Here is a 24,913-nt window from a genome sequence, read left to right on the forward strand (position 1 = left end):
CCTCCATTAAGCGTTTTCATATTCTTCTACTTCTAAAAGAAATTCCCTCACTATTGTACCAAAAATTCGTGGTTGTTCCACATGAATTGCATGTCCAGCTTGAGAAATTATTTTATGTGTAGAATCTTGGAAGTGTTCGTTCATTTCCTTGGAAATATTGCAGAATTTGTCGTCCTTCTCACCTGTCAACAATAACACCTTTCTCGGAAATACGGACAATTTGTCCCACCAAGACGGTTGAATCCCCGTCCCCATTCCCCTGAGAGATGCTGCTAGTCCAGAGGGCGATTGGTTTAATCGTTCGTGACGGATGGATTCCTGTATAGCTGAAGATAATTTTTTTTGACTCTCAAACATCGGTAAGTTTTCCCACTTAGCAACGAATTGCTCTACTCCATTATTTTCAATTTCTTCTGCTAACCCTTCATCCTTCACCTGTCTAGCTAACTGTTCATGCGTTGAATCAAGACCAGGGCTGCCACTCTCTAAAAGAAGAGAACGAACACGAGTTGGATGGAGCATCGCAAATGATAAAGCAGTACGACCTCCCATTGAATACCCTAGAACATGGACATTTGGTAGTGAGAGCTCATCAAGTAAATCATTCAAATCACCACATACAGATTCCATTGTGAAATCAGTACCCCCAATTGTTTCTCCGTGTCCCGGTAAATCCACTCGGATAAATTGAAGTGAGTCTTTGTGGTTTTCAACAAGTTGATCCCATGTATGTAAACTTCCTGTGAAACCATGTAAAAGTAATACAGGAGGACCTTCACCTTGTATATCAATCCTATACTTGATTTGATTTATGTGCCTATACAATTTGAAGTCCTCCTCATTTTATAAATCATCAATTTCATTCTCAATAGCTTCCTCAACAGCTTTCCATTTGGACCGATGCCAATTTGCATTTTCATCTCTTCTTGTCATGACTTCAATGACTGACAAGCCTTCACGTATTTCTAACAATTCTTCACGTAAATGAGACCATGATTCCACACGTGAAAATGCCCCTCCATACATGGAGACGACTTTCTCAAAATCAATATCGAGAGGTGTTCCAAATAAGGCTTCAAAATGATCGGGATGCTGCGCTTGAGGAAGAAAAGAGAAGATTCCTCCACCCTGATTATTAATCACAATGATTCGTAAACGTATTCCATATTGTTTGGCTACAAGCAATCCATTTAAATCATGGAAAAACGATAAGTCACCTAATATCAGCGTTACTTCTTCGCCATGTGCAGCAGCTCCAAGTGCACTGGAAGCTAATCCGTCAATTCCATTTACACCTCGATTAGCTAATACGCGTATGGATTTAGGACTTGTAAACATAAATGTATCCAGATCACGTATAGGCATACTATTCCCCACATAAATCGTACCTTGCTCTGGTAACAACTCCATTAATTCACTAAAAACATGCCCTTCTGTTACAGGCTCTTCACCTCTATCTTCTAGAAGAGTAGCCTTGGCTATACGATTGGAATCTTGCCAAAACTTTAACCACTCTTTATCAAAAAACAAATCAGAGCTCTCTTGAGCTAATGCTTTACACAACGCTTTTCCATCCGCATAAATAAACTCTGTAGAACTTGTCGTAGGCTCACGATGACCTTCAAAATCTTCTACAACGAAGTGAGATATATCCTGATTCTCTTTTAACATTAGCATATAAGGTTTGGATACAGGCATAGCACCAAAACGAATGATAAAGTCAGGCTTCATTTTCCCTCTTAATTTAGTACTTTTTAGAATAGCATCATAGGATTCAATAACATGATCCTTTTCATGCTCCCCTGCTCTTATCTGCGATAAAGGATCTGCTAAAATAGGTAACTGCAATACTTTTGCTAGTTGGGTAACTTGTTCTGGAAGTTCTCCATCCCATTGAGGCCCACATACGATTAGACCTTTTTTTCCAGATTGAATCTTCTGTTTCAAAAAGGCCAAATTTTGAGGGTCTAAATGACGTTTCCCTTTAATGTGAGTCTGAAAGCCTTTCGTCCGTCTGCCCCAAACATTCTCTAGCGTAAAGTCTGGAACAAGAGGTTCACGAAATGGAAAATTCAAGTGAACTGGACCCTGGTTACCATCTGAGGCTGTATGACAAGCCCGAGCAGCTATACTTCGAATATAACGGAGCATTTTATCGGAGCTCTCAGGCAGCGCAACCTCTTGAAACCATTTCACGAAATGGCTATACATATGAATCTGGTCAATCGCTTGTGGAGCTCCAACATTTCGAAGTTCGTGCGGTCGATCTGCAGTTAAAATAACTAGCGGGACTCGACTATAATAGGCTTCGATAATAGCAGGATAATAGTTAGCCGCTGCCGTTCCAGATGTACAGACTAATGCTACGGGTTTCTTTTGCTGCTTTGCCATACCAAGAGCAAAAAAGGCAGCTGATCGTTCATCCAGCTGGATCCAATGGTTCATCCCAGTATGTTCAGCTGCTGTCATAGCAAGTGGGGTTGAGCGTGATCCGGGTGAAATAACAATATTATCTACACCGCTAGCCACTAATTCATCAATAAAATGTCCCACGTATCTCGTTAACGATTCTGTATGATTCATGTTCTTCCTCCTAGCGCATTTAACATAGGGAGGAATTTTATAGCTGTTTCCTCATATTCCGCTTCAGGCATAGAATCTTCTACAATTCCACAACCTGAATACAGCACAGTTTTGTTCTTCTTAACCAAACCAGAACGGATCGCTACAGCAAATTCACCGTTGTCCTTATAATCAAACCAACCAACAGGTGAAGCGTACCACCCTCTATCAAAAGGTTCATGTTCACGTATATAAGAGAGAGCCTCTTGACGTGGGTATCCATTTAACGCAGGAGTAGGATGGAGTTTTTCTACAACTTCTAAAATGGTATATCCAACTCGAAGTTTTGCTTCAACTGGTGTGTATAAGTGTTGAAGGTTTCTCAAAGGATAAATCACCGGTTCACTAGGAATTTGCACTTGATCACAACAGGATTCCACTGCCTCCCGGATCATTTGCACAACAAAATCATGTTCCTGAAGGTTTTTATTATCATGCAGTAGTTCCTCGCCAAGTGCTTGATCCTCCTCAGCCGTATCACCTCTAGCAATCGTACCCGCTAGGCAAGCTGAATGCAGTTCTCTGTTATCCACCTTAACTAGTCGTTCAGGTGTAGCTCCTAAGAAGCAAGAATCTCCACTCTCTATCGCAAAAACATAACTCTGCTGTTGCTCTTGTTGTAACGCATCAAGCACTGAAACAATACTCACATCTTGGTCAAAATTTACTTCTAGTTCTCTAGCCAACACCACTTTACTCATGTATCCTGATTGGATATCATGAGTCGCTTGTTTCACAATATCTTTCCATTCTAAAGGTTGAATCTCTTCCTTACCTATTATAGGTGGCATTTCATCTATTGAAGTTCCACCTTCCAAAAACTCCTGATAAGCCTGTGTTACAAACTGATAAATATCCTCAATATCATCTTCAGGATGAACCATAATATTAACTGTAAGATAATCTGCACTCTCCGTTTTTGTTAGCAAAAACATCGGAATGCTTACCTTGCTATTCGGAAAATCCTCCCACACTGTTCTTGAATGGTCGTGAGGATCGAATGAAAAACCACCCAATGCAACAGGTCCTGTTCCTGATGATTCATAAGGGTTATCAATAACAGCTTCTTCTATCAAAGCTTTCCACGCTTGTTGTATCGTGTTAAATCTGTTCTCTCCGGCTTCCAATGTAAAGGCAGAGCCGATTCCAACTAAGGTAAAAACATCGTCTGTACTTGTCCAGTAAACACGTTCCCCTTGATAAGCCTTTCCAGCTTGATAAAAACGAAATGGATCAGCTGTTTCCATTTGTTCCGTTACACTAATAAGCTGAGGCGTTTCAATATGGTGAATTTGCGATAAAGCTTTATAGAGTCTTTCATTATAATGTGTTGTTGTTCTAATCATAAATTGCCCTCCAATCCCTCAAGGACTTCTTCGAGACAATGGTCTATTTAGACTAGGCTCGTTCTGTAAAATTGATCTAATTTCATAAATTCCCATCTTTTATTTTATTCTCTTTTTCCCGATTCCTCAACCTATGCTTATTATTCCCATTCACTTCCTTCTCCGTCATTGACACCATAGGGCACTTTGCCTAAACTAAAGAATGGATTATGTATGAACATAGCCTTCATACAAAGGGAGAGAAGAACCATGACGAACATGAATAAAAAAGACATACAATCAGCATTAAATGAACGAAAAGGCTGGCAAGTTTGGTGGAGATTACTAAGACCTCACACATTAACTGCAGCTTTTGTCCCTGTATTCATTGGAACGATGTTAGCAAGCCTCGAAGAATCTATTAACTTACCATTATTTGCAGCAATGCTTTTTGCTTCTATTTTAATTCAGGCTGCAACAAATATGTTTAATGAATACTATGATTATGTACGAGGATTGGATACAGAGCAATCTATAGGTATCGGAGGGACTATTGTTAGGGATGGAATCTCCCCTAAAACCGTACTTGGTCTCGCACTCGGATTCTTTGGTACAGCTATGTTACTTGGTGTTTTTATTTGTATAGCTACTACATGGTGGATTGCTGCTATCGGAGCTATCTCCATGGCCTTTGGCTACCTTTACACAGGTGGTCCATATCCAATTGCTTACACGCCATTTGGTGAAGTGGTAGCAGGTTTCTTCATGGGAACAGTTATCATTGGTATCAGCTATTATATTCAAACATTATCTTTATCCTATTCAGTTCTATTTGTATCAATTCCTGTAGCTATACTTATTGGAGCAATCCTGCTTGCCAATAACATTCGAGATTTAGAAGGGGACAAAAAGAATGGTCGAAAAACGATCGCCATTCTATTAGGAAAACGCGGAGCTATACAATTCCTAAAAGTTCTTTTCATCACTGCCTATGGCTCAGTAGGCATATACATTGTCCTCGGTATCTTACCGATTTGGTCAGCTATCGTACTTTTAGCACTACCTAAAACAATTGGCGCTATCCATGTGTTTAAATCAGGTAATACGCCACTTGAAATGATGCCAGCTATGAAATATACCGCTCAAACAAATACGATTTTTGGTTTCTTATTGGGAGTATCTATTTTAATCCAGTTACTTATACCATTCTCAATTTAGTCACTCAAAAACCTCCAAGCTTTATGGATAAGCTTGGAGGTTTTTTATATACCAAATCAGGTTATGTAATATTTTACATCCATTATAAATCATTATCGTGGGTAATATAAAAATGCTGATATTTACTGTTCAAATTAAAAATTTTAAGTTTAATAAAATTTTTTCCGGGTAATTATTGACCATATGTCAGCTTTAGGTTACACTACATGTAATGTTTCCTGACATAATAAAAATTGTTACTCATATACATAAATGTGTAACAACAAAAAACAAAGCGAGGAGATCTTATGGCTAATACTAAAGAACTCATCAAAAAAGAAGTACAAGAACATGGAGTAGAATTCATCCTACTTGAATTCACAGATATGCTTGGTTACACAAAAAACGTTGAACTACCAGTTGAAGAACTTGAGAATATCCTAGATAATGAAGCGATGTTTGACAGTTCGTCCATCGTTGGTTTCTCTGACATTCAAGAAAGTGACATGTATCTATACCCTGATTTAGATACATTTAAAGTACTACCTTCAATCGTTTCTGAAGAACCAACTGCACGATTTATTTGTGACATTTATAAACCAGATGGTACACCATTCGAAGGTGACCCTCGCTACATTCTTAAACGCGCAATGCAAGAAGCAGAAAACATGGGTTACACTATTAATGTTGGTCCTGAACCTGAATTCTTCCTATTCAAATTGAATGAAGAAGGTTACCCAATCCGTAAAATGAACGACCGTGGTGGTTATTTTGACGCTTCACCTAAAGACAAAGGTGATTCCGTACGCCGTGACATCGTTCGTACACTTAAGAAGTTCGGTTTCCAAATGGAAGCTTCTCACCACGAGGTAGCTCAAGGACAACACGAAATCAACTTCCGTTTTGATGATATGCTGAAAACAGCAGACAATATCCAAACATTCAAGAGCGTTGTAAAAGACGTGGCTACAAACCACGATTATCACGCAACGTTCATGCCTAAACCAATCAGCGGTGAGAACGGTTCAGGAATGCACGCTCACTTATCCTTATTCAAAGATGGCGAGAGTGCTTTCTATGACGAGACAGCTGAAGATGGCGTTTCTGAAACAATGAAACAGTTTATGGCTGGTATTTTGAAACATGCAAACGCAATTGCAGCTATTACAAACCCAAGTGTTAACTCTTACAAACGTCTAGTACCTGGTTACGAAGCACCTGTAAGTGTTGCATGGTCTCACTCTAACCGTTCTTGTATGATTCGCGTACCAAATACACGTGGTCTTGGTACACGATTCGAAGTTCGTAACCCAGATCCGTCCGCCAATCCGTATTTAACTTTAGCTGTTTTAATTCAAGCTGGTCTTGAAGGAATCCGCAAAGGTCTAGATGCTGGTGAGGCAGAGACTCGTAACCTTTATGAGGTTGAAGACGAAAGCGTACCAACATTACCGACTAACTTAAAAGAAGCTATTACTGCACTTCAGAAGGATGAACTTCTTATGAATGCACTAGGTGAGCACACTTCTTGTGTATTCATTAAAGAAAAAGAAGCAGAATGGTCTGAGTATTCCCTACAAGTTAGTAAGTGGGAAATGGATAAATATATGCACAATTAATTAATAGTAAAGATAAAGCAGATGTGAACATTTCACATCTGCTTTTTTTATGCTTTATTCAGTTATATGGCAGTAATATGGAATAACTGTTTTAGTGAGATAGGCGGTTCCGTTGCTATTGTGGAGTGCGGTGGGCTTGGGAACGGGTTGCTTTCCCCGGACGAACGATCGAGCCTCCTCATCCGCTACGCTTCTTGCGGGGTCTCGCTCGCCCGTTTTTCCGGAGGAGTCAACCCGTTCCCAAGCCCACCTTAGCCGAATGGTGATTAACTGAACCGCAGAGAGAATGTGAGGAAATGCTTGCGGACATTTATTCCGTTATTTGCATCAAATCACCTTGAAAAACCCCAATTTGTCACAAATAAGGTACCATATGTCCGTAACGACTCTCGAAATGCCTTAAAAGTTCAAAATAACGGAATAAATGTCCGTAAGGTTTAGAACTCACACACTAGGGTCCGTTATTCTTCATAAACGCAAAGGGGGGAAGGAAACGGCAAACTCCAGTGGTAGAAAGGGCAGATGAGACCCCACAGAGAACGGAGTGAACGAGGAGGCTCAGCTGGTCTTCCACAGGAGTATTGCCGTTTCTCTGAACCCCTACCTCTCATAAAAGCAACGGACTGCTCTCAACTTATCTCGATTCCAAGTCTTCAAGATAAGGGGGCTATAATGAAAAATGCCACTAAGTATCTTTCCTCCCTTAATCCTCACAGAATATTCCCATTCCTATACATGTATCCCATTTATTCGAATACATTTGTATTATGAATGTCATCTTAGAGGAGGACGTACTTTGATTATTCATGTAGTCCAAAAAGGAGATTCCTTGTGGCAAATTGCAAACCGTTACGGAGTTAGTTACTCTGATATTTCCACTATTAATGAATTACCTAACCCTAATCAATTAGTCGTCGGTCAGTCTTTAGTTATTCCTATACCTGCTAAGCAACACACTGTAAAAAGTGGCGAATCACTTTGGCAAATCGCTCAACAATACGGTGTGTCACCCCAATCCATCATTCAAGCGAATCAACAATTAAGTGACCCATCATCTATCAGTCCAGGAATGAAGATCGTTATACCAGCCAGAACACACGTGGTTCAACCTGGAGAAAACCTCTCACAAATCGCTCAGCAATACGGTGTTTCCGTAAATGCAATCGTTACAGAAAATCAAATTCAAGATCCAAGCGCTATATCACCTGGTATGAGTTTAGTCATCCCTTATCCGAAACCAACAATTGAGGTAAATGCTTTCGTCACAAAAATGGGAGAAGAAGGAGCTCAGCTCACAAGGGAAAGAGCCTCTGCTTTAACCTATATCACACCCTTTGTTTACACAATGAAACAAGATGGAAGTTTAGATTCAATCAATGACACCCCTATTATTCAAGCAGCTCAAAACAACAATGTTGTACCTATGATGAGTATTACGAACTTCACTCCAACGGATCCTGGTTCTGATTTAGCTCAGACTATACTCTCTAGCACGGAACTACAAAACACGTTACTCGATAATATCGTTAATGTGATGCAAAACAAAGGGTATCAAGGAATTAATATAGACTTTGAAAATGTATATCCAGAAGATAAGGAGAACTATAATAAATTCCTCCAACGTTCTGTGGACCGTTTGAAACCATTAGGATATTTTGTTTCTACTTCGTTAGCACCTAAAGAAAGTGCAGAAAAGAAAGGTTTGTTATATGAGGCGCATGACTACGAAGCTCATGGAAGAATCGCTGATTTTGTAGTATTAATGACGTATGAATGGGGTTACCGATTAGGGCCGCCACAAGCCATTTCACCTGTTAACCAAATGGAAGATGTTGTTCAATATGCTTTAACTGTGATGCCTCCGGAAAAGATTCTTTTAGGATTCCAATTATATGCACGCGACTGGCTCCTGCCACACCAAGAAGGTCAAGAAGCTGAAACCTTTGATATGCAAGAAGCTATTCGAAGAGCTGCTAAATATAATGCCGATATCCAATATGATGAATTAACGCAATCGCCTTTCTTCAGGTACTACGATGAACAAGGACGACAACATGAAGTCTGGTTCGAGGATGCAAGAAGTACTCAAGCCAAATTTGACCTCGTTACAGACAACAATTTGAGAGGGTTAAGTTATTGGGAGCTAGGATTTCCATTTTCTCAAAACTGGGTGTTACTTCAAGATCGATTTAATACCAAAAAAATTGAAACATGATAAACAAAAACGCCTCCCAAAATAGGAAATCGCAACGTCTTAGATGACGTTGCGATTTTTAATGTCTATATCTCCTAAGAAGATAACGAACAGCTTCAGTTAACAAGAGGAAGAAAACAAAAACAATCAATACCGAGAGCCAATAATTTGGCCAGGAAGTTATTTCGTGATAGCAACAGCTCCCATTATAGTTCCATGGAAGTGGTGGATATCGATTTCAGGATACTTCAATTCAGCAAAACGAAGAGGAAAACCCGTTTTTATCGGAAAAGCACTTGCCAACTCCTCCCTCGTTTCAATTCTTTCTCCTTCAAATGATGTTGAAAATACAATGATCATCGAGAACAACCAAATACCTTTATAAATTAGAACTCGTTTAATCCAACTCTTCATGTCCATTCCTCCCTAAAGAAGATCCTACCATGCAAGAATTTTACACGAATGAGGAGAAGGTTTTGAATCTATGCTTTCTACTGTTACACCCCTTACAGAAAAGGGTATGATGAGAACAAACTACCTTTTTAGGAGTGAACGGTAATGAACAGTCAATTTGGAGAACGCCCAGTGGTCGCTTTAACTGGGGCTAGTGGGTATATTGGACAGAACCTATTAAGAAAATTGACCAAATTCGCTGATGTTATTGCTCTATCACGAAATGGTGACAAACATGAAGATACAGAGCATGTCACGTGGCGCTCGTGTGATTTATTTTCTCTCTCGGATGCTGAGAAAGGTCTTAAAGGTGCCGATTTTGCTGTGTACCTCGTACATTCCATGAAGCCCTCTGCTAAATTAACGCAAGGATCTTTTGAAGACATGGATATTATTTTAGCGGATAATTTTGCTCAAGCCGCTCAAAGACAGGGAGTTAAACAGATTGTTTATTTAAGTGGCCTAATTCCAAAATCACGTACATTATCCCGCCACTTACAAAGTCGTTTAGAGGTAGAAAAGATATTAGGTTCCTACGAGGTTCCTGTTACTACTATTCGAGCTGGTCTCATTGTTGGACCTAAAGGATCTTCTTTTCCGATTCTCGCAAAACTTGTTCGTAGACTACCTGTCATGACACTTCCAAAATGGACGAGAACGAAAACACATCCCATCGCACTCCCAGATGTGTTGCATGCCTTAGATTACAGCATTGGGAATCCTCAATTATCTGGTGAGTCCATTGATGTTGGAGGACCTGAAGTGATGACATACAAAGATATGATGCACCAGACAGCTGAGGTTATGGGGAAGAAGCCAATATTTATTAACGTTCCTTTTCTATCGATCAAACTCTCTAGATTGTGGGTAAGTTTAGTAACTGGATCTTCTAAAGAAATGGTATATCCTTTAATCGAGAGCTTGTCATACCCTATGACTGCTCAGCCTGAAAACATGTCAAAAGACGTAAGCTATGGAAAAATCCCATTTAAAGAAGCAGCGTGTACTTCACTTAAGGAGGAAAAAAGAGAGCAGGATGCGGCGAAGAAAACCCTTAAACCCAAAACACCTATCATTCAATATGATGTGCGCTCTGTCCAACGTATTCCTATACCAGAAGGGAAAAATGCATTATGGGTAGCTAGATATTATACAACTTGGCTATCTCACTTAGTATCGCCATTCTTAAGGGTAGAAGAAGATGAAGACCAAAACTGTCAGATATGTATTATGTTCAGTAACCTTCCTTTACTTGAGCTAAGTTACTCTCCTGAAAGAAGCACTCCGAATCGTGTCCTTTATTATATAACAGGTGGCATATTCGAGAATGCTGAGAAGAATGAGCGGGGGCGTCTGGAATTTCGTCAAATCCCTGGTGGACAAGAATGTATTGTTGCCATTCACGATTACATGCCATCCCTTCCATGGTTTATTTACAAATATACACAAGCAAAAGCTCACCTTTGGGTTATGTATCAATTCAAGAGACATTTAAAAAATTGTATTAAACAAGGAGAAACCCTTGAGGAAAAACGAATTCCACAAACACAAATTAGAACTGAAAAAGAAAAAGTTCTTCGATAATCATTCTGGTACCGTATTGCGAACTCAAGCCCCAACACGGTAACATTTTTATTACTCAGGAAGCTTTTTTAGCGTTCAATGTAATAACTTTTCTTAAATCTAAACCTTAACAGTATCTTAACACCATCCATTAAGTGAGCTTACTCATATCCCCCCCAATTAACTCACACTTTATATTCCATTAAGTAACAGTCACGAAATTCTCCTTCGTGAAGTTCATGTTGATGTAATTCCTTTACCTTAATAAAATGACACTTTTCATAGCATTTAATCGCTCTCATATTAGACTTTTGAGGATCCATAACAACAATATCCGCTTCATGGTTCTCAATTAAGTACGTTGTCACGGATTGAATCAATTTACGTCCAATTCCTTGATTCCACAATTCCACTTCACCTATGAATTGGTCTAAACCAAATATAAGCTCATTATTCTTGTACCCATATTCTGATTTAGTTTCATGATCTAATGTATAAAATTGAATATAACCTACCTTATTTCCTTCGTACTCAACAATACATCTATTTACATTGTCTGACCTATCAAGAAATTTACTATCAATCTTTTCATAATCAAAATGCTTATCTCTTCCTTCATAAAACTCTAATACTTTAGGATTGGACAACCATTTACCTAATAACGTAATATCATCTTTATGTATGTTTCGTACTAGTAATTCATCGTTTTGTAGTATTTTCATTTCCTCACCCTCTCTACAGTCCTACTTTAATAATAAGACGTATTCATTTGTGCAAATGTTACAAAAAAGGCACTCACCCTGGTAGGATAAGTCCCTTAATTGATATATAAATCACGATAATCATTTTCTAACATACTCATGATCGTAGAATTATAGTAATGGTGATTGTAATACACGACATCTCGTTTAATACCCTCAATCTGAAATCCTAATTTTTCATAAACATGAATCGCTCGCTCATTAAATGAATATACCTCTAACTCAATTCGGTGTAAGTTCAGAACCCCAAACCCATACTCTAGCATGAGTTTCATAGCCTCAGTACCATATCCGCTGTTTGTATAGGAGCTAAAAATAGCAATTCCTAATTCTGCGCTACGATTATATGGCGGTTGGATATCATTAAAGCCAATATCCCCAATTACTTGATTATCTTCCTGAGTTACTATAGCAAAGCTTATACGACCTTTATCTTGTGATAGACTTTGAAGAATACTCTCGATTTCATTATGAGAAAATGCTCGATGCGTTCCGGTTAGTCTCATATTTTCAGGGTCGTTGAAAGAATGATATAACACCTCTGCATCCTTAACCTCCATTGGTCTAAGGTAGATGTTTTTTCCCTCGAATACCTTTAGTCGGTTGGACAACTATAATACACCTTCCATCATTTATACTTGACTATAAATGATTATTTCAAATTTTTTCTTATCACTCAAATTACTAATGATAGAAAATTTAAACAATTGCTTCCTTACCTATAACGTGTCAGACTAGGAAGAAGGTTAATTGGACTGACAAGAATGACAAAAAGCGTAGGTGAGAACATGATTGAATTAAAAACTTCTACAATTAACGACGATGAGTTTGATAAAGGCGTATTCGCTAAGTGCGATATAGCAAAGGGTCAGCTTTTTCACGAAGCACCTGTACTTCCTTATCCAAATGAAGAGCATGTGCACATTGAAAAAACACATCTGGCTGATTATGTGTTTGAGTACGGGGAAAACCACTCAGCATTTCTTTTAGGTTTTGGTATGATGTTTAACCATTCCTACACGCCAAATGCAGATTACGAAATAAACTTCACAAACCACACTTTTGAATTTTATGCTCACAAGGATATTAAAGCCGGTGAAGAAATTCTTATTAACTATAATGGTGAGATTGAAAACGATTCTCCACTCTGGTTTAACGAAGATTAATAAAAGCCTAATTTCTCTAGTATCATTAAGAGAAGTTAGGCTTTTTACTTATTCATAATTGTAATTGTATTCGCTACTTTATTATGATCAACTTTATCTACCCAAAGTTTTAATTCTTGCCCTTCTTTTAAGTCACCGATACCATCTCCTCTTCCCTTGACCTTTGTATCCTCGTTAAAATAAATTTCATGTACACTATACTCTGCCTCATGGTCTACATTTAATGGCTCTAAAATGAATTTATTTCCTTCAAGATCAGTTAGAACACCATAGTAATCTGACTTCATTAAAGACCAAGTAAAGAAAATCGTTGCAAGCAAGCTTAATATGGTTATTAAAACAATTAATAATGCTTTAATCTCTGACTTCATATACGTATTCATTCTATCCCCCTTTTCAACTCTTCTGTATTATTCATAAACTTCGAAATTACAGCCTGAATTTTTTGATCTGTTTTAGCATCGTTACGGGTTGGAACATAAATCATGCTAAAGTTTCTTTATAAAGCTTTTTAACGGAGAAAGGAAACTCTGTTTCAGCAAGTACTTTATTTAATTGATCTATTATTTTCTCTTTCTCTTCATAGTCATATATAAGATAAATGGTTCCACCTTCGAACTTAAACTGTTTTTCATCTGCACCGCTTACAGTAAATGTTTTAGACGTATTCGTTTGTTCTTCAAATACAATTCCAACTTCTTTAAATACACTCTTAACATGTTTCGGCACGGTACTGCTTTCTGAATTAAAACTACAAGATGATAGAATGAATATACACATTACCAGAGAATAATAAAGGCTTTTCATTATAATTTCACCTTCCTAGCTGCTCCTATGGATCAAATCCTTTCTAATACTTATGAAAATAACCTAATGTAGCATGTTCATTTAACTTCTTATCTTCACCGATTCTTACATATCCGATTTTTTCATATAGGTGAACATTTCTCTTTTCTTCTAAAATAGTGGCTAACTTCCACATTTCCGCTTCAGGGAACATATCTTCTAAAAGGGATAGAGATCTTTGCGCAATTCCCTGTCGTTGGTACTCTGGTAAAATAAACATAGGACTAATCCAGTAATGAGCAGTTTCATTTTCTCTTGTCACACATATTGCTCCAGCAACAAAACCATTAGCATAGATTTTAAAAAAGCCCCCGCTAGGATTCTTAATTCTCGTAAGCACACGATCAATCGACTCGTTTGCAGGATTTGTTTTTATATCTTGATACTTATCTAATAACGGTTGAAAAGCTTCTAGTTGTATATTAAAAATCATACTAGCATCAGCCTCTGTTGCTTTTTCTAGTCTTATGTCCATATGTACGCCTCCATGAATGCTTAATGATTCAATTCAAAATGCTCTTCTTTCAATCTAGCAATTTCTGTATCTGGAAAAGCTTCTCTCACTTTTTTTGCTAAGCTTTCCACACCAAAGATTTCGGTGAATGTATGACTACCTACTAAAAGGTTAACCCCAACAAATTTAGCATATTGAATCGTGTATAGGGTGGCCTCTCCAGTTATGTATGTATCGCATCCTTCTTCAAGAGCTTTCTTTATAACATCTGATGAATGGCCTGCACCCGTTAATATACCAATCCTTTTCACCTTACCATGATGATGCCGCCATGCTCGTACAGGCTCTTGTAATTCACTTCTTATTTTTTCTACAAGTGAATTGAATTCAATCTCTTCAAAAAACTCTCCAACTGCAGGGAATTCCTCATCATTGAATGTCGCAAATTTCTTAATCTCATCAATACCTAACACATCCATTAACGATGTACAGGTACCAAAATCAATGAAGTCTAACGGGCCATGTATAAAAAAGTGGCTGATTTGATGCTTCTCTAATTGCTTTACACACTCTTCCCTAAGGCCATAAAGGAAGTCCCAGGCATCATGATGTGTGATCATCAAGTCTATATCGTTTTTTATCGCTTCATCTATCGTTTCAAGAGATAAGTTTGTGGCATAGCCTATATTGATGATTGATCTATTCGTCTTATAAGTAAATCCATAGTCATCATAAAATTCCAATAACAACTCTTTCGAAAATAAAGATTCTATGAGTTTTTCAAATTGCTCTAATTCCATGGGTTATTCCTCCTTCAATTATGTGCCTGCCACATACCACGTTAATCCTTTAGCGGAGTGGGGGACAGGCACTGCTCAAGCAAAATCATCGCCTTTATAACGAGGAACTACATGCATGTGGTAATGAGTGAGCTCGTTAAAAATGCCACCATTTTGGCAAACTGTAATGCCAGCTGGTTGATAGGCTAGTTTGACTGCTTTTGATATTAACTTCGTAACATCCATTACGGATTTCGTTGTATCTTCATCCATCTCATCAAAATCAACGATATGGGCTTTTGGCAAAATTAATACATGCCCTTCGTTATAAGGATCATGGTCTAAAAAACAACTAATAGAATTATTTTCATAAATTTTATGTACGGGTAATTCAGACTGCGCTAATGAGCAGCCTAAGCAATGTTGTTCCATGGGGTCACCTCAATTCATTTGGAAAATATTATAGCATAGAAATAAAGCATGTGATTAGATGTCACATGCTTTTCCTCTTTATTTAACTCTTATGCGAATGTCTCCATTAATGAATTTTGGGTATTGGTTAATATCAAATGTTAATGGGTTTTGATAGTTCTTATCTTCTAAATAAATAAAGTAATCATTTTTTGACGAACTTTGAACGCTATACGAATATTCTTTTCCTGTAGCATCTTCAAATTTTCTAGAAAGTCCAAAGGTGGTTATATTCTCGTCTGCACCGTTTAAATCAACTTTGAAATGCAGAGCTAAGTCTTCTTCTGGGAAACTTTCCTGATTGCGATTGATGCCAAAAAGGGTAAGCTTATGATCTGGAGCTTTGATTAACTCCTCTTCTTGTAAATCTACAACTACCTGTTGATTATTTTTATCCAAAGCACTAGCCTTTGTCAAAACAATATACAAAGCTTCGTGATCTTTAAAGTATTTCCCTGTTAAGTAGATTTTCCGTTCGTTTCCACTAGTCTGAGCTCCTTCTTGGCTTGAAACGATCTCTCCTTTTTCATTTTCAAGGTGAAGGTCATAGAAGTTTAAAAACCTCATATCATTCTCTTGATCAAACTCTACATATAACACTTCACGAGTAGGATAAGATACTAATTTTTTAAAATGAATCAATTGCCCTGATATAGATTGAGTTTGGTTAATCTCATACGTTTTACTTTCTTCTATCTTTGACTGATCAATTGGAAAAGTTATAGAGAATGGCTTTTCTATTAGTTCCCCTTTATCCTGATGCTCTTTATAAAACTCTTCAACTTGAAAAGTTAGTGTTAACTTATCAGTAAAATGCACTTCATCTCTCCATGAAAAATCCAATCTTCCAGAAAACTCTTTTTCTTCGAAGGAAAGCCTCCCACCATAAGCAGACACGGAGTTATTGAGTCTCTTTCCTTTTTCATTCATAACACTCGTACCTCTTACCGCTAATTCACGATTGGATTCTTCCCTTGTTAATGTGTAAAACAAAATCAACCTACTTTTGTCTACAATGATATGATCTACCGTGAACGTTATTCCATCCCTTGTAACACTCTTATCAATCACTTGTACGTATTCATTTTCAACAGCGTCTTTTAACCCATCATCATATTTAACACGCTCTACAATCCCATCTAATCCAGGCACCTTACCAGCTAGATTGCTGAAACCAGGGATGAAGTTTACAGAGAGAATAAATAGAATACAAGCAGCAACAGCGGATAAACCAGAATTCTTCCAGTTATCCCATCTCTTTCGACGATTTTTTCCTTTTTCCAATCCTGCTTGAATTTTATAATCAATTTTCTGAGGAACGCCTTCCTTTTTAAAGGTTTTCAAGCTCTCTTCTAACTCATTGGAAAAGTTGTCCTGATTCATTTTCATCAAAGCCCCCTTTCTTCATGTAGGCTTTCAATTCTTTTAATGCCCTGTTGATGTATGTTTTAACTGTACCTTCAGGTAGAGATAGGCTTTCTGCTATCTCTTGGTTTTTCATGTCTTGTTGATATTTCAGAATAACTACTGTCTGATATTTAGGCTTTAACGATTGAATGGCATCTGATAACAAAAACGAAGTTGTATGATCACCATCTGTTTTTGGAACGTTATTAATATAATAATCATCTTGCTCAAAGCGTTTATTTTTCTTAATTTCATTTAAACAATAGTTAATCGTTATTCGAATTAACCACGGTTTAACAGCATATATCTTTTTGATCTTATGACAGTTTTTATAAGCTCTAAATGTTACCTCTTGCACAGCCTCAAGTGCTTTTTCTTCATCCTTAAAATATGTCAGTGCAGTATAATATACGGTATTCTTATAAAGACTCATCATATCTAAGAACGCTTCTTCATCACGTTTTTTCACCTTTTTAAATGTTTTCTGATCCACAGGGCTCCCCCCCTTTTTTCAATGACTCTCTATATTAAAGACAAACGAGTAGTGGTTTTCGTTTCAAGTATTTATTTATTTTATAAAATTTTTCAAATAAAAGTAATAAAAAGATCCCAGATCTTAATGACCTGGGATCTTAATTAATATGGATCTAGTAAGTCCAATCTACAACTCCACATTCTCTTCAAAATATTTACCCCAATGAGGCTGAGAACCGTCGATATCTTTATATTTATACACCTCAGATAATCCCCATGTACTTAATGCTTCTCCATTAAATCGTTGAACATCATCGTCCATGGCTAGGTGTTTCACCGCTTCACCAATATAAAAAGGGCTCTCAGATGCAATAAAGTGCTCATCAATTTTCGTTGCTTCTTTCCAGTTCCCTTCAGTTACACCGAAGTGATCAAGCATCGCTTCAGAACGAAGGAACCCTGGTGTTAATGCGACTGTCGTAATCCCATGCTCTTTGAGATCTGCAGCCATCGCTTGGGCGATGTGGATGTTTGAGATTTTAGCAAGGCTATAGTATAAATTCCCACGATACTCATAATTGGTGCCATCTGTGATTTCAATTACTAATCCACCTTCAACCTTCTTCATGAGAGGTACTCCATAGTGAGACGTGATCAAATGAGCATGTACAGCTTGCTTTTGAATTTGAAGTCCGTTCGTCAAATCATGCTCGCCAATGGTTTTACCCCATTCTGTTAGAGGATCCCCTCCCCATATATCATTAATTAGAATATGTAACCTACCTTGCTCTTCTTTTATTTGTTCAAAAAGGTTTTGTACCTGATATTCTTCTGTATGATCAACCTGAACCGGAATCCCCTTCCCACCTGCTTCAGTAACCTTTTCAGCTGTGTCTTCAATGGTTTCTTTACGTTCCATGGGAGAAAGCTGCTCTCTAGTCGTACGGCCTGTTACATAAACGGTTGCTCCTGCTTCCCCTAGCTTAATGGCTATAGCTCGCCCAGCTCCTCTAGTTGCGCCTGCTACGAGTGCTACTTTATTTTGTAATTGTTTCATGAAATCCAACCTTCCTGAAATTCCTCATCATAATTCATCCTTACTATCGTATTTTTTACTAAACTGATACTTTAAAAGGGGTTATGTCAAATAAACATGATTGATTTAAGTGTACCATTAAGTCCTAAGGTTAAAGAACCAACACCACCGTCTATATAGTACAAGTCTCATAAGGACGGAGCTCTCGAAGCAATGAAGCATTTAGGTGTTCAAAAATCGGATTTGCATAATGCAAAAATCCTATGCATTGGGTGCACCCTGTTGCAATTATCGTTTTATATGATTTCGAAATGTTTTTTTGTGAGCAATCCTTCTTTAATTTCTATATTTTAATGAAACGCTTGCAATCTATAATCGATTATGGCAAAGTCATTAATGAACAAGGCGTTAGTCTACAATTCTATAATTTCGTGAAATGTAGGGGGACCAGTGTTGCTGGTTGAGACTGTATGCATGAACATACTGACCCTTCGAACCTGAACTGGTTGAGACCAGCGTAGGAAACATATTCAATCCATAAATGTATTGATATATGCACCCTAGGTATGGTCCTGGGTGCATTTTTTATTGGCATTTTCTACGGATCATACTCAATCCTTTTGACCTCATTTCACATATGGATTAACGCAAAATATCAACTTTTTGAGGAGGATTCAAAATGAAAAAATGGGTTGTTTTTATTATGGCTCTATTTATTTTAGGAGCATGTTCAAGTGACGAAGAAGCGAACTCACAAGGTGGAGAAGCTTCTAAAGAATTAAAGGACATCACACTAGTATTAGATTGGACACCAAATACGAATCATACAGGACTATATGTAGCCCAGGAACAAGGCTACTTTGAAGAACAAGGACTAGATGTCGAGATAATTATGCCTAGTGAAACAGGGTCAAATCAGCTTGTGGCATCTGGCAAGGCAGATTTCGGTATAAGTTATCAAGAATCTTTAACAAAAGCTCGTATTCAGGATATTCCTGTTGTATCGATCGCTGCTATTATCCAACATAATACGTCTGGCTTTGCTTCACCAGAAAATCGGAATATCACATCCCCTAAAGACTTCGAAGGTAAAACTTACGGCGGCTGGGGAGATCCAGTTGAAAAAGAAATGATCTCTACCCTTATGAAAAAAGAAGGTGGTGACATTGATCAAGTAGACATCATTAACATGGGGAATACTGACTTCTTTACAGCTACAGAGCGTGGAGATATTGATTTTGCATGGGTTTATTACGGTTGGACTGGTGTAGAAGCAGAACTACGTGGAAAAGACCTGAACATGATTTATCTAACCGATTATTCTGAGAAACTAGATTACTATACACCAATTTTGACTGCGAATGAGAAGAAGATTAAAGAAGATCCAGACACCGTTAAAGCGTTTGTTAAAGCAGTTTCAAAAGGATATCAATACGCAATTGATCAACCTGAAAAGGCTGCAGATATCTTAATTGAAGCTGTCCCTGACCTGGATCCCGAACTAGTGAAGGCAAGTCAAAAATGGCTATCTCCAAAGTATCAGGATGACGCAGAGCAGTGGGGTGTGCAAAAGAAAAGCGTATGGAAAAACTATGCGGATTGGATGCACGACAATAACCTACTTGACCAAGAATTAAATGCTGAAGATGCATTTACGAATGAATTCTTACCAAATAAGGAGTGATCAATGATGGCAAACTCTCTTGTAAGCATACAAATCCTTCCCAAAACACCTAATGGAGACAATGTGATCCCTTATGTAGATGAGGCCATTTCTGTTATTAAGGAAGCTGGCGTAAAGTATGAAGTCCATCCACTTGAAACCACGATGGAAGGTGAACTTTCTGAGCTTTTTTCTGTCATTGAGAAAATGAATGACAAAATGGTTCAAATGGGCTGCAGTAATGTGATCTCCCAAGTAAAAGTGCTTTACCAACCAAGTGGAGCGTCAATGGATCAGTTAACGGAGAAGTATCGAGGATGAGACATATTGCACAAAAAGGATGGCGGCCGCTTCTGGTCATCATCTTTCTCTTTGTCATTTGGGAGCTAGGAACTCGAATGTTTGAAATTCCAGCCTGGCTTATCCCCTCCCCTTCTGAAGTGTTGGATGAAGGGATATCAGGTTGGTCTATATATGAACATCACTTGTATTCTACTATTCTTCTAACATTAATAGGATTTGCAATTGGAACTAGCTTTGGAATTTTCGTGGCAATATGCTTACATTTAATTCCAACAGTTCGAAATATGTTTTACCCACTCATTATTTTTTCTCAAAATATACCGATCATTGTGCTAGCTCCACTACTTGTTATTTGGTTTGGATTTGGGATGCTTCCTAAGTTAATTGTCATTACATTGGTCTGTTTCTTCCCAATAGCTGTTTCAACCTTTGATGGGTTAAGACAGACGAGCACGGAACTTATGCATTATATGAAAATGGCCGGGGCATCAAAAGGACAGATTTTTTGGAAGTTAGAATGGCCGCATGCGCTTCCTTCATTATTTTCTGGTCTGAAAATTTCAGCTACTTATAGTGTTATGGGAGCCGTTATTTCTGAATGGCTCGGTGCAAAAGAAGGGATTGGTGTTTATATGACACTAGCCTCCTCTTCATTCCGAACGGATCGTGTATTTGTCTCAATTTTTGTCATTATGGCTTTGAGCTTAACATTTTTCCTTTTGATAACAGCATTAGAAAAGTGGTTTATTCGTTGGAAATCGAAAGGGGTTGAGAATAGTGGCTGAGTTATCCTTAAAAGGGATTGGTAAATCATTTGAAGATACACGTGTGCTGGAAGACATTTCTTTTGATGTCCATGATGCTGAATTTGTTTCGATATTAGGTCCTTCAGGAAGTGGTAAAAGTACGATTTTTAACTTGATTGGCGGACTTTATCAACCTGATGAGGGGAATATCAACTTAGACGGGGAATCGATAGCAGGCAAGAGGGGATCAATTAGCTACATGCCACAAAGCCCATCCCTTTTTCCATGGCGTACATTGCTAGATAACGTCATGCTTGGAAGTGAGATTGTCGGAAAGCAGGACCGCGAAGCTTCTCTTCAAATGATTCAAAAAGCAGGCCTCGGAGGATATGAGGACGCTTATCCTCATCAATTGTCTGGCGGTATGAAGCAACGTGCTGCTTTTATCAGAAGCTTATTAAGTCCACAATCTTTAATATGTCTGGATGAACCTTTTTCTGCTCTCGATGAATTTACCCGACTAGAAATGCAAAAATGGCTCCTTTCCTTATGGAATGAATATAAACGTTCAGTTTTGTTTGTAACGCATAATATTGAAGAAGCATTGTTTTTATCTGATCGAGTCATTGTGTTATCAGACCGACCAGCGCGAGTAAAAAAAGAGTTTAAGATCCCTTTTGATAGGCCCAGGGATGAATCGTTACTTCTAACGGGGGAGTTTTTAGAATGGAAAAAAGCGATCTACAATGAATTAAGGATGATAACATGAAACACCGAATTATAGATGCTCATATTCATTTAGATATGTATGGATTAGAAGATCAAGAAAAGATATTACAAGATTTAGATTATGAAAACGTTGAAGCTCTTATCGCTGTTTCGAATCATATTGAGTCCGCCAGAAGAAACTTGGAACTTGCTCATTTGGATCAACGTGTAAAACCTGCTATTGGATGGCATCCTGAACAACCACTCCCATCAGATGATGAAGCAGATGAATTGTTGAAGATGTTAGAGGTGCATAAAGATCAAATTGTTGCAGTTGGCGAAGTAGGATTGCCATATTATATGAGGAAAGAACATGGTGGGATAGAGCTGAAACCTTACTTAGAGCTTTTAGAAACTTTTGTGAAAAAAGCCGTCCTTCTAGATAAACCGATTGTACTCCATGCCATTTATGAGGATGCTGATTCTGTGTGTGATCTACTGGAGAAACATAACGTGAAGAAAGCTCATTTTCACTGGTTTAAAGGATCTGATCAGACTGTGGATCGTATGATAAAAAACGGTTATTCGATTTCAGTTACACCTGATTGTTTATATGAAAAAGAAATTCACCGAATGATTGAACAATATCCAGTGAACCAGTTAATGGTTGAAACAGATGGACCTTGGCCATTTGAAGAGAGGTTTAAGGGATCCCTTACACACCCATGGATGATTCACGAATCTATTGCGAAAATCGCTGAATTAGAGAAAATGAGTGTGAATGATGTTTATGGAGTCTTGTTAGAAAATACGAAGAGGTTTTATGAGATTTAAATATTTGGAAAGAACTCGCCGGAGCGAGTTCTTTTTTGTTTTTATTGTGATTTGAGCTGTTCTGCAGAGGTATGAGTGATCCACAAATTTAATGAGTGCTGCTGCCGAGATTTGAGTGATGATCGGGATATTTGAGCGGTCTTGCATCGTTTTGAGCGACACACCTCCGATATGAGCGGTCCCGTTAATATATGATCGGTTCTTATTTTTTCAACTCAATCTCCTCACGAACCCTCTGCACAAATTCCTCAAGCCCTATTTGCTGAGAGCTTTCTTTTCCATACTCCCTGACATTAACTGCACCTTGCTCCCTTTCTTGATCACCAACGACCAAAATATAAGGTATCTTTTTCATTTGCGCCTCTCTAATTTTGTAACCCATTTTTTCTTCGCGTAAATCTACATCCACTCGCACATCCTCTTTCTTCAATTGATCCACAATCTCTAGCGCGTAAGATGAATGAACCTGATTTGATACGGGAATAATCTTAGCTTGCACAGGCGCTAACCATGTTGGAAATGCACCGCCGAAGTGTTCAATAAGAATCCCTAAGAAACGATCGATAGAACCAAATACAGCCCTGTGAATAACAACTGGACGAACTTTTTCATTATTTTCATCAATGTAGTTGAGGTCAAATTTCTCTGGCATTTGGAAGTCTAACTGAATTGTTCCACATTGGTGACTGCGATTTAATGCATCTTTAATATGGAAATCAATTTTTGGTCCATAGAATGCACCATCTCCTTCATTGATACGATAATCAAACTCTAAAGCCTGAAGTACATTTTTTAAAGCTCCTTCTGCTTGATCCCATAATTCGTCGCTACCCATTGCTTTCTCTGGACGAGTTGATAGCTCAAGCTCGTATTCAAACCCCATCACCTTATAGACATGATCAATCAACTCAACAGCTGTCTTGATTTCCCCTTCAATTTGCTGAGGTGTAGCAAATATATGAGCATCATCCTGGCAAAATGAACGTACACGAAGTAAACCGTTTAAAGCTCCACTATATTCATGACGATGCACCTGTCCGAACTCAGCCATGCGAAGAGGAAGATCTCTGTAGGAATGAAGCTGATCATTGTACATGAGCATGTGCCCAGGGCAATTCATCGGCTTTAACGCAAAGCTTGCATGGTCCACATCTGAAAAGTACATGTTTTCTTTATAATGATCCCAGTGTCCAGATTGTTCCCATAGACGTTGATTCATTAGTTGAGGAGTACGTACTTCCTGATAATCGTAATACTTATGAAGATCACGAATAAAAAACTCAAGTTCATTTCGTAAAACCTGACCATTTGGCTTATAAAATGGCATCCCTGGAGCTTCCTCCGAAAACATAAATAGCTCTAATTCTTTACCTAGCTTTCGATGGTTTCTTTTAGCCGCTTCATCGAGAAACTTTAAATAATCGTTTAGCTCAGTTTGTGAAGGAAATGCTACCCCGTAAATGCGCTGGAGCATTTTATTTTTGCTGTCGCCCTTCCAATAAGCACCCGCTACACTCATTAATTTAAAGGATTTAATTAAGCCAGTAGAAGGAAGATGCGGACCTCGGCATAGATCTAGAAATTCTCCTTGTTGATAAACTGTTATAGGAGCACCTTCAGGTAAGTCTTTTAAAATCTCTATCTTTAGTGCATCACCTTCTAATAGTGATTGCGCTTCCTCACGGGACACTTCTTTACGTTCCACAATCAGATTTTCTTGAATGATCTTGTTCATTTCTTTTTCAATTTTCGGGAGGTCTTCCTCTGAGATACTTTCTGCCAGATCCATATCATAGTAAAAGCCATTCTCTATAACAGGCCCAACCCCTAGCTGCACACCTCCATATAATCGTTTAACTGCTTGCGCCATCACATGTGCTGATGTATGACGAAGAAGTTCTTTACCCTCATCAGAATCAGCTTGTAGCAACTCTACCGCTGCATCGTTTTCAATTGGTCTTCTAAAATCATAGAGCTCCCCATTCACTTTTCCAGCAACCGATTTTTTTCTTAAACTTGGACTGATTGATTGTGCTATCTTCTCTAGTGTAATCCCTTTTTGATACGCTTTCTGATTTCCATCCGGAAACACAATTTTAATGTCATTCATGTTCACCACTCCTATTTTGATAATAAAAAAGCACGTATTCATCCCCAAGAAAGGGACGAGTACGTGCTAACCCGTGGTTCCACCCAATTTTTCATCAAAATATGATGACTCATGTAGCCTGTAACGTGGCTTAATCCGGTACAGGATACTGGTTTTCCCCTGTACAGCTCAAAGGTGGTAAG

At 38.2% G+C, this 24,913-nt stretch carries 25 protein-coding genes, 1 pseudogene, 1 riboswitch and 1 other annotated feature (1 of these 28 only partly in view); of the genes and pseudogenes, 11 read left to right on the top strand and 15 right to left on the bottom strand.

Annotation, left to right across the window (positions count from 1 at the left end):
- Nucleotides 1–6: 6 nt before the first annotated feature.
- Genes menH through GS400_RS15575 form a run of 3 tightly spaced genes read right to left on the bottom strand, consistent with a single transcriptional unit; the run spans nt 7 to nt 3,968 of the window.
- Complete coding sequence (gene menH, locus GS400_RS15565) at nt 7–825, bottom strand: 2-succinyl-6-hydroxy-2,4-cyclohexadiene-1-carboxylate synthase (protein WP_160103281.1); 819 nt, start codon at nt 823–825, stop codon at nt 7–9.
- A gap of 18 nt (nt 826–843) precedes the next feature.
- A complete protein-coding gene (gene menD, locus GS400_RS15570; protein WP_160103283.1) occupies nt 844–2,583 on the bottom strand; it encodes a 2-succinyl-5-enolpyruvyl-6-hydroxy-3-cyclohexene-1-carboxylic-acid synthase in 1,740 nt (579 codons plus the stop codon).
- Nucleotides 2,580–3,968, bottom strand: a complete 1,389-nt coding sequence (locus tag GS400_RS15575; protein WP_160103285.1) for an isochorismate synthase — start codon at nt 3,966–3,968, stop codon at nt 2,580–2,582. The genes menD and GS400_RS15575 overlap by 4 nt, the downstream gene beginning before the upstream one ends.
- Nucleotides 3,969–4,217: 249 nt before the next feature.
- Here GS400_RS15575 and GS400_RS15580 point away from each other — a divergent pair, with 249 nt between their 5' ends.
- The 4 genes from GS400_RS15580 (at nt 4,218) to GS400_RS15595 (ending at nt 8,978) form a co-directional block, all read left to right on the top strand.
- Entirely contained in the window at nt 4,218–5,165 is a 948-nt protein-coding gene (locus GS400_RS15580) for a 1,4-dihydroxy-2-naphthoate polyprenyltransferase (RefSeq protein ID WP_160103287.1), read from the top strand.
- A 287-nt stretch (nt 5,166–5,452) separates the two neighbouring features.
- Nucleotides 5,453–6,763: a type I glutamate--ammonia ligase gene (gene glnA, locus GS400_RS15585; RefSeq protein ID WP_160103289.1), complete on the top strand. Its 1,311-nt coding sequence runs from the start codon at nt 5,453–5,455 to the stop codon at nt 6,761–6,763.
- A 300-nt stretch (nt 6,764–7,063) separates the two neighbouring features.
- Nucleotides 7,064–7,204 carry a hypothetical protein gene (locus GS400_RS15590; RefSeq protein ID WP_160101295.1) on the top strand — a complete coding sequence of 47 codons (141 nt, stop codon included), beginning with the start codon at nt 7,064–7,066 and terminating at the stop codon, nt 7,202–7,204.
- A gap of 355 nt (nt 7,205–7,559) precedes the next feature.
- Nucleotides 7,560–8,978 (top strand): glycoside hydrolase family 18 protein, encoded by a 1,419-nt coding sequence (locus tag GS400_RS15595; protein ID WP_160103291.1) that lies wholly within the window; start codon nt 7,560–7,562, stop codon nt 8,976–8,978.
- 159 nt (nt 8,979–9,137) lie between these two features.
- Here the strand turns inward: GS400_RS15595 and GS400_RS15600 are convergent, their stop codons facing one another.
- Nucleotides 9,138–9,371 carry a hypothetical protein gene (locus tag GS400_RS15600; protein WP_160103293.1) on the bottom strand — a complete coding sequence of 78 codons (234 nt, stop codon included), beginning with the start codon at nt 9,369–9,371 and terminating at the stop codon, nt 9,138–9,140.
- 144 nt (nt 9,372–9,515) lie between these two features.
- Between GS400_RS15600 and GS400_RS15605 the strand changes: the two genes are divergently transcribed.
- Nucleotides 9,516–10,994 (top strand): NAD(P)H-binding protein, encoded by a 1,479-nt coding sequence (locus GS400_RS15605; protein WP_160103295.1) that lies wholly within the window; start codon nt 9,516–9,518, stop codon nt 10,992–10,994.
- Between the two features lie 164 nt (nt 10,995–11,158).
- Here the strand turns inward: GS400_RS15605 and GS400_RS15610 are convergent, their stop codons facing one another.
- Both GS400_RS15610 and GS400_RS15615 read right to left on the bottom strand, forming a co-directional pair.
- Nucleotides 11,159–11,695, bottom strand: coding sequence for a GNAT family N-acetyltransferase (locus GS400_RS15610; RefSeq protein ID WP_160103297.1), 537 nt, complete (start codon nt 11,693–11,695; stop codon nt 11,159–11,161).
- 95 nt (nt 11,696–11,790) lie between these two features.
- On the bottom strand, nt 11,791–12,345 hold the full coding sequence (locus GS400_RS15615) for a GNAT family N-acetyltransferase (RefSeq protein ID WP_160103299.1): 555 nt from the start codon (nt 12,343–12,345) through the stop codon (nt 11,791–11,793).
- Between the two features lie 177 nt (nt 12,346–12,522).
- Between GS400_RS15615 and GS400_RS15620 the strand changes: the two genes are divergently transcribed.
- The gene (locus GS400_RS15620) at nt 12,523–12,900 is read left to right on the top strand and encodes an SET domain-containing protein (RefSeq protein WP_160104656.1); all 378 of its coding nucleotides are present in this window, start codon (nt 12,523–12,525) and stop codon (nt 12,898–12,900) included.
- A gap of 44 nt (nt 12,901–12,944) precedes the next feature.
- Here the strand turns inward: GS400_RS15620 and GS400_RS15625 are convergent, their stop codons facing one another.
- The 8 genes and pseudogenes from GS400_RS15625 to GS400_RS15660 all read right to left on the bottom strand — a co-directional run bounded on the left by GS400_RS15625 (nt 12,945) and on the right by GS400_RS15660 (nt 18,388).
- Nucleotides 12,945–13,283 carry a hypothetical protein gene (locus GS400_RS15625; RefSeq protein ID WP_160103300.1) on the bottom strand — a complete coding sequence of 113 codons (339 nt, stop codon included), beginning with the start codon at nt 13,281–13,283 and terminating at the stop codon, nt 12,945–12,947.
- Nucleotides 13,284–13,383: 100 nt separating this feature from the next.
- A complete protein-coding gene (locus tag GS400_RS15630; RefSeq protein WP_160103302.1) occupies nt 13,384–13,629 on the bottom strand; it encodes a hypothetical protein in 246 nt (81 codons plus the stop codon).
- Nucleotides 13,630–13,750: 121 nt separating this feature from the next.
- The gene (locus GS400_RS15635) at nt 13,751–14,221 is read right to left on the bottom strand and encodes a GNAT family N-acetyltransferase (protein WP_160103304.1); all 471 of its coding nucleotides are present in this window, start codon (nt 14,219–14,221) and stop codon (nt 13,751–13,753) included.
- 20 nt (nt 14,222–14,241) lie between these two features.
- Entirely contained in the window at nt 14,242–15,000 is a 759-nt protein-coding gene (locus tag GS400_RS15640; protein ID WP_160103306.1) for a Nif3-like dinuclear metal center hexameric protein, read from the bottom strand.
- 78 nt (nt 15,001–15,078) lie between these two features.
- Nucleotides 15,079–15,411 (bottom strand): annotated as a pseudogene (locus tag GS400_RS15645) (HIT family protein); the annotation flags it as partial.
- 78 nt (nt 15,412–15,489) lie between these two features.
- Complete coding sequence (locus GS400_RS15650; protein ID WP_160103310.1) at nt 15,490–16,839, bottom strand: DUF4179 domain-containing protein; 1,350 nt, start codon at nt 16,837–16,839, stop codon at nt 15,490–15,492.
- On the bottom strand, nt 16,808–17,350 hold the full coding sequence (locus GS400_RS15655; RefSeq protein ID WP_160103312.1) for an RNA polymerase sigma factor: 543 nt from the start codon (nt 17,348–17,350) through the stop codon (nt 16,808–16,810). The genes GS400_RS15650 and GS400_RS15655 overlap by 32 nt, the downstream gene beginning before the upstream one ends.
- A 168-nt stretch (nt 17,351–17,518) precedes the next feature.
- Entirely contained in the window at nt 17,519–18,388 is an 870-nt protein-coding gene (locus GS400_RS15660; RefSeq protein ID WP_160103314.1) for an SDR family oxidoreductase, read from the bottom strand.
- 409 nt (nt 18,389–18,797) lie between these two features.
- A riboswitch (TPP riboswitch) is annotated at nt 18,798–18,908 on the top strand.
- A gap of 138 nt (nt 18,909–19,046) precedes the next feature.
- Between GS400_RS15660 and GS400_RS15665 the strand changes: the two genes are divergently transcribed.
- From GS400_RS15665 to GS400_RS15685, 5 genes are read left to right on the top strand one after another with little or no spacing between them, the layout of a single operon-like run.
- Nucleotides 19,047–20,051 (top strand): ABC transporter substrate-binding protein, encoded by a 1,005-nt coding sequence (locus GS400_RS15665; RefSeq protein WP_160103316.1) that lies wholly within the window; start codon nt 19,047–19,049, stop codon nt 20,049–20,051.
- Nucleotides 20,052–20,057: 6 nt separating this feature from the next.
- Nucleotides 20,058–20,351, top strand: a complete 294-nt coding sequence (locus tag GS400_RS15670) for a thiamine-binding protein (RefSeq protein ID WP_160103318.1) — start codon at nt 20,058–20,060, stop codon at nt 20,349–20,351.
- The gene (locus GS400_RS15675; protein WP_160103320.1) at nt 20,348–21,118 is read left to right on the top strand and encodes an ABC transporter permease; all 771 of its coding nucleotides are present in this window, start codon (nt 20,348–20,350) and stop codon (nt 21,116–21,118) included. The genes GS400_RS15670 and GS400_RS15675 overlap by 4 nt, the downstream gene beginning before the upstream one ends.
- Complete coding sequence (locus GS400_RS15680; RefSeq protein WP_160103322.1) at nt 21,111–21,848, top strand: ABC transporter ATP-binding protein; 738 nt, start codon at nt 21,111–21,113, stop codon at nt 21,846–21,848. The genes GS400_RS15675 and GS400_RS15680 overlap by 8 nt, the downstream gene beginning before the upstream one ends.
- Complete coding sequence (locus GS400_RS15685) at nt 21,845–22,621, top strand: TatD family hydrolase (protein ID WP_160103324.1); 777 nt, start codon at nt 21,845–21,847, stop codon at nt 22,619–22,621. Before GS400_RS15680 ends, GS400_RS15685 begins: the two co-directional genes overlap by 4 nt.
- 202 nt (nt 22,622–22,823) lie before the next feature.
- Here the strand turns inward: GS400_RS15685 and thrS are convergent, their stop codons facing one another.
- Entirely contained in the window at nt 22,824–24,731 is a 1,908-nt protein-coding gene (gene thrS / locus GS400_RS15690; protein WP_160103326.1) for a threonine--tRNA ligase, read from the bottom strand.
- A gap of 48 nt (nt 24,732–24,779) precedes the next feature.
- Nucleotides 24,780–24,913, bottom strand: a binding site (T-box leader) (it continues 86 nt past the right edge of the window).

Origin of the sequence: Pontibacillus sp. HMF3514 (genome assembly GCF_009858175.1) — a bacterium.
In the GTDB taxonomy this organism is placed as follows: Bacteria; Bacillota; Bacilli; order Bacillales; family BH030062; genus Pontibacillus.

Excerpts from the sequence above, each read along its gene's own strand:
- menD (WP_160103283.1), bottom strand. The coding sequence starts at position 2,583 with ATGAATCATACAGAATCGTTAACGAGATACGTGGGACATTTTATTGAT.
- GS400_RS15575 (WP_160103285.1), bottom strand. The coding sequence starts at position 3,968 with ATGATTAGAACAACAACACATTATAATGAAAGACTCTATAAAGCTTTA.
- GS400_RS15580 (WP_160103287.1), top strand. The coding sequence starts at position 4,218 with ATGACGAACATGAATAAAAAAGACATACAATCAGCATTAAATGAACGA.
- glnA (WP_160103289.1), top strand. The coding sequence starts at position 5,453 with ATGGCTAATACTAAAGAACTCATCAAAAAAGAAGTACAAGAACATGGA.
- GS400_RS15600 (WP_160103293.1), bottom strand. The coding sequence starts at position 9,371 with ATGAAGAGTTGGATTAAACGAGTTCTAATTTATAAAGGTATTTGGTTG.
- GS400_RS15605 (WP_160103295.1), top strand. The coding sequence starts at position 9,516 with ATGAACAGTCAATTTGGAGAACGCCCAGTGGTCGCTTTAACTGGGGCT.
- GS400_RS15610 (WP_160103297.1), bottom strand. The coding sequence starts at position 11,695 with ATGAAAATACTACAAAACGATGAATTACTAGTACGAAACATACATAAA.
- GS400_RS15620 (WP_160104656.1), top strand. The coding sequence starts at position 12,523 with ATGATTGAATTAAAAACTTCTACAATTAACGACGATGAGTTTGATAAA.
- GS400_RS15625 (WP_160103300.1), bottom strand. The coding sequence starts at position 13,283 with ATGAATACGTATATGAAGTCAGAGATTAAAGCATTATTAATTGTTTTA.
- GS400_RS15635 (WP_160103304.1), bottom strand. The coding sequence starts at position 14,221 with ATGGACATAAGACTAGAAAAAGCAACAGAGGCTGATGCTAGTATGATT.
- GS400_RS15640 (WP_160103306.1), bottom strand. The coding sequence starts at position 15,000 with ATGGAATTAGAGCAATTTGAAAAACTCATAGAATCTTTATTTTCGAAA.
- GS400_RS15650 (WP_160103310.1), bottom strand. The coding sequence starts at position 16,839 with ATGAAAATGAATCAGGACAACTTTTCCAATGAGTTAGAAGAGAGCTTG.
- GS400_RS15660 (WP_160103314.1), bottom strand. The coding sequence starts at position 18,388 with ATGAAACAATTACAAAATAAAGTAGCACTCGTAGCAGGCGCAACTAGA.
- GS400_RS15665 (WP_160103316.1), top strand. The coding sequence starts at position 19,047 with ATGAAAAAATGGGTTGTTTTTATTATGGCTCTATTTATTTTAGGAGCA.
- GS400_RS15670 (WP_160103318.1), top strand. The coding sequence starts at position 20,058 with ATGGCAAACTCTCTTGTAAGCATACAAATCCTTCCCAAAACACCTAAT.
- GS400_RS15675 (WP_160103320.1), top strand. The coding sequence starts at position 20,348 with ATGAGACATATTGCACAAAAAGGATGGCGGCCGCTTCTGGTCATCATC.
- GS400_RS15685 (WP_160103324.1), top strand. The coding sequence starts at position 21,845 with ATGAAACACCGAATTATAGATGCTCATATTCATTTAGATATGTATGGA.
- thrS (WP_160103326.1), bottom strand. The coding sequence starts at position 24,731 with ATGAATGACATTAAAATTGTGTTTCCGGATGGAAATCAGAAAGCGTAT.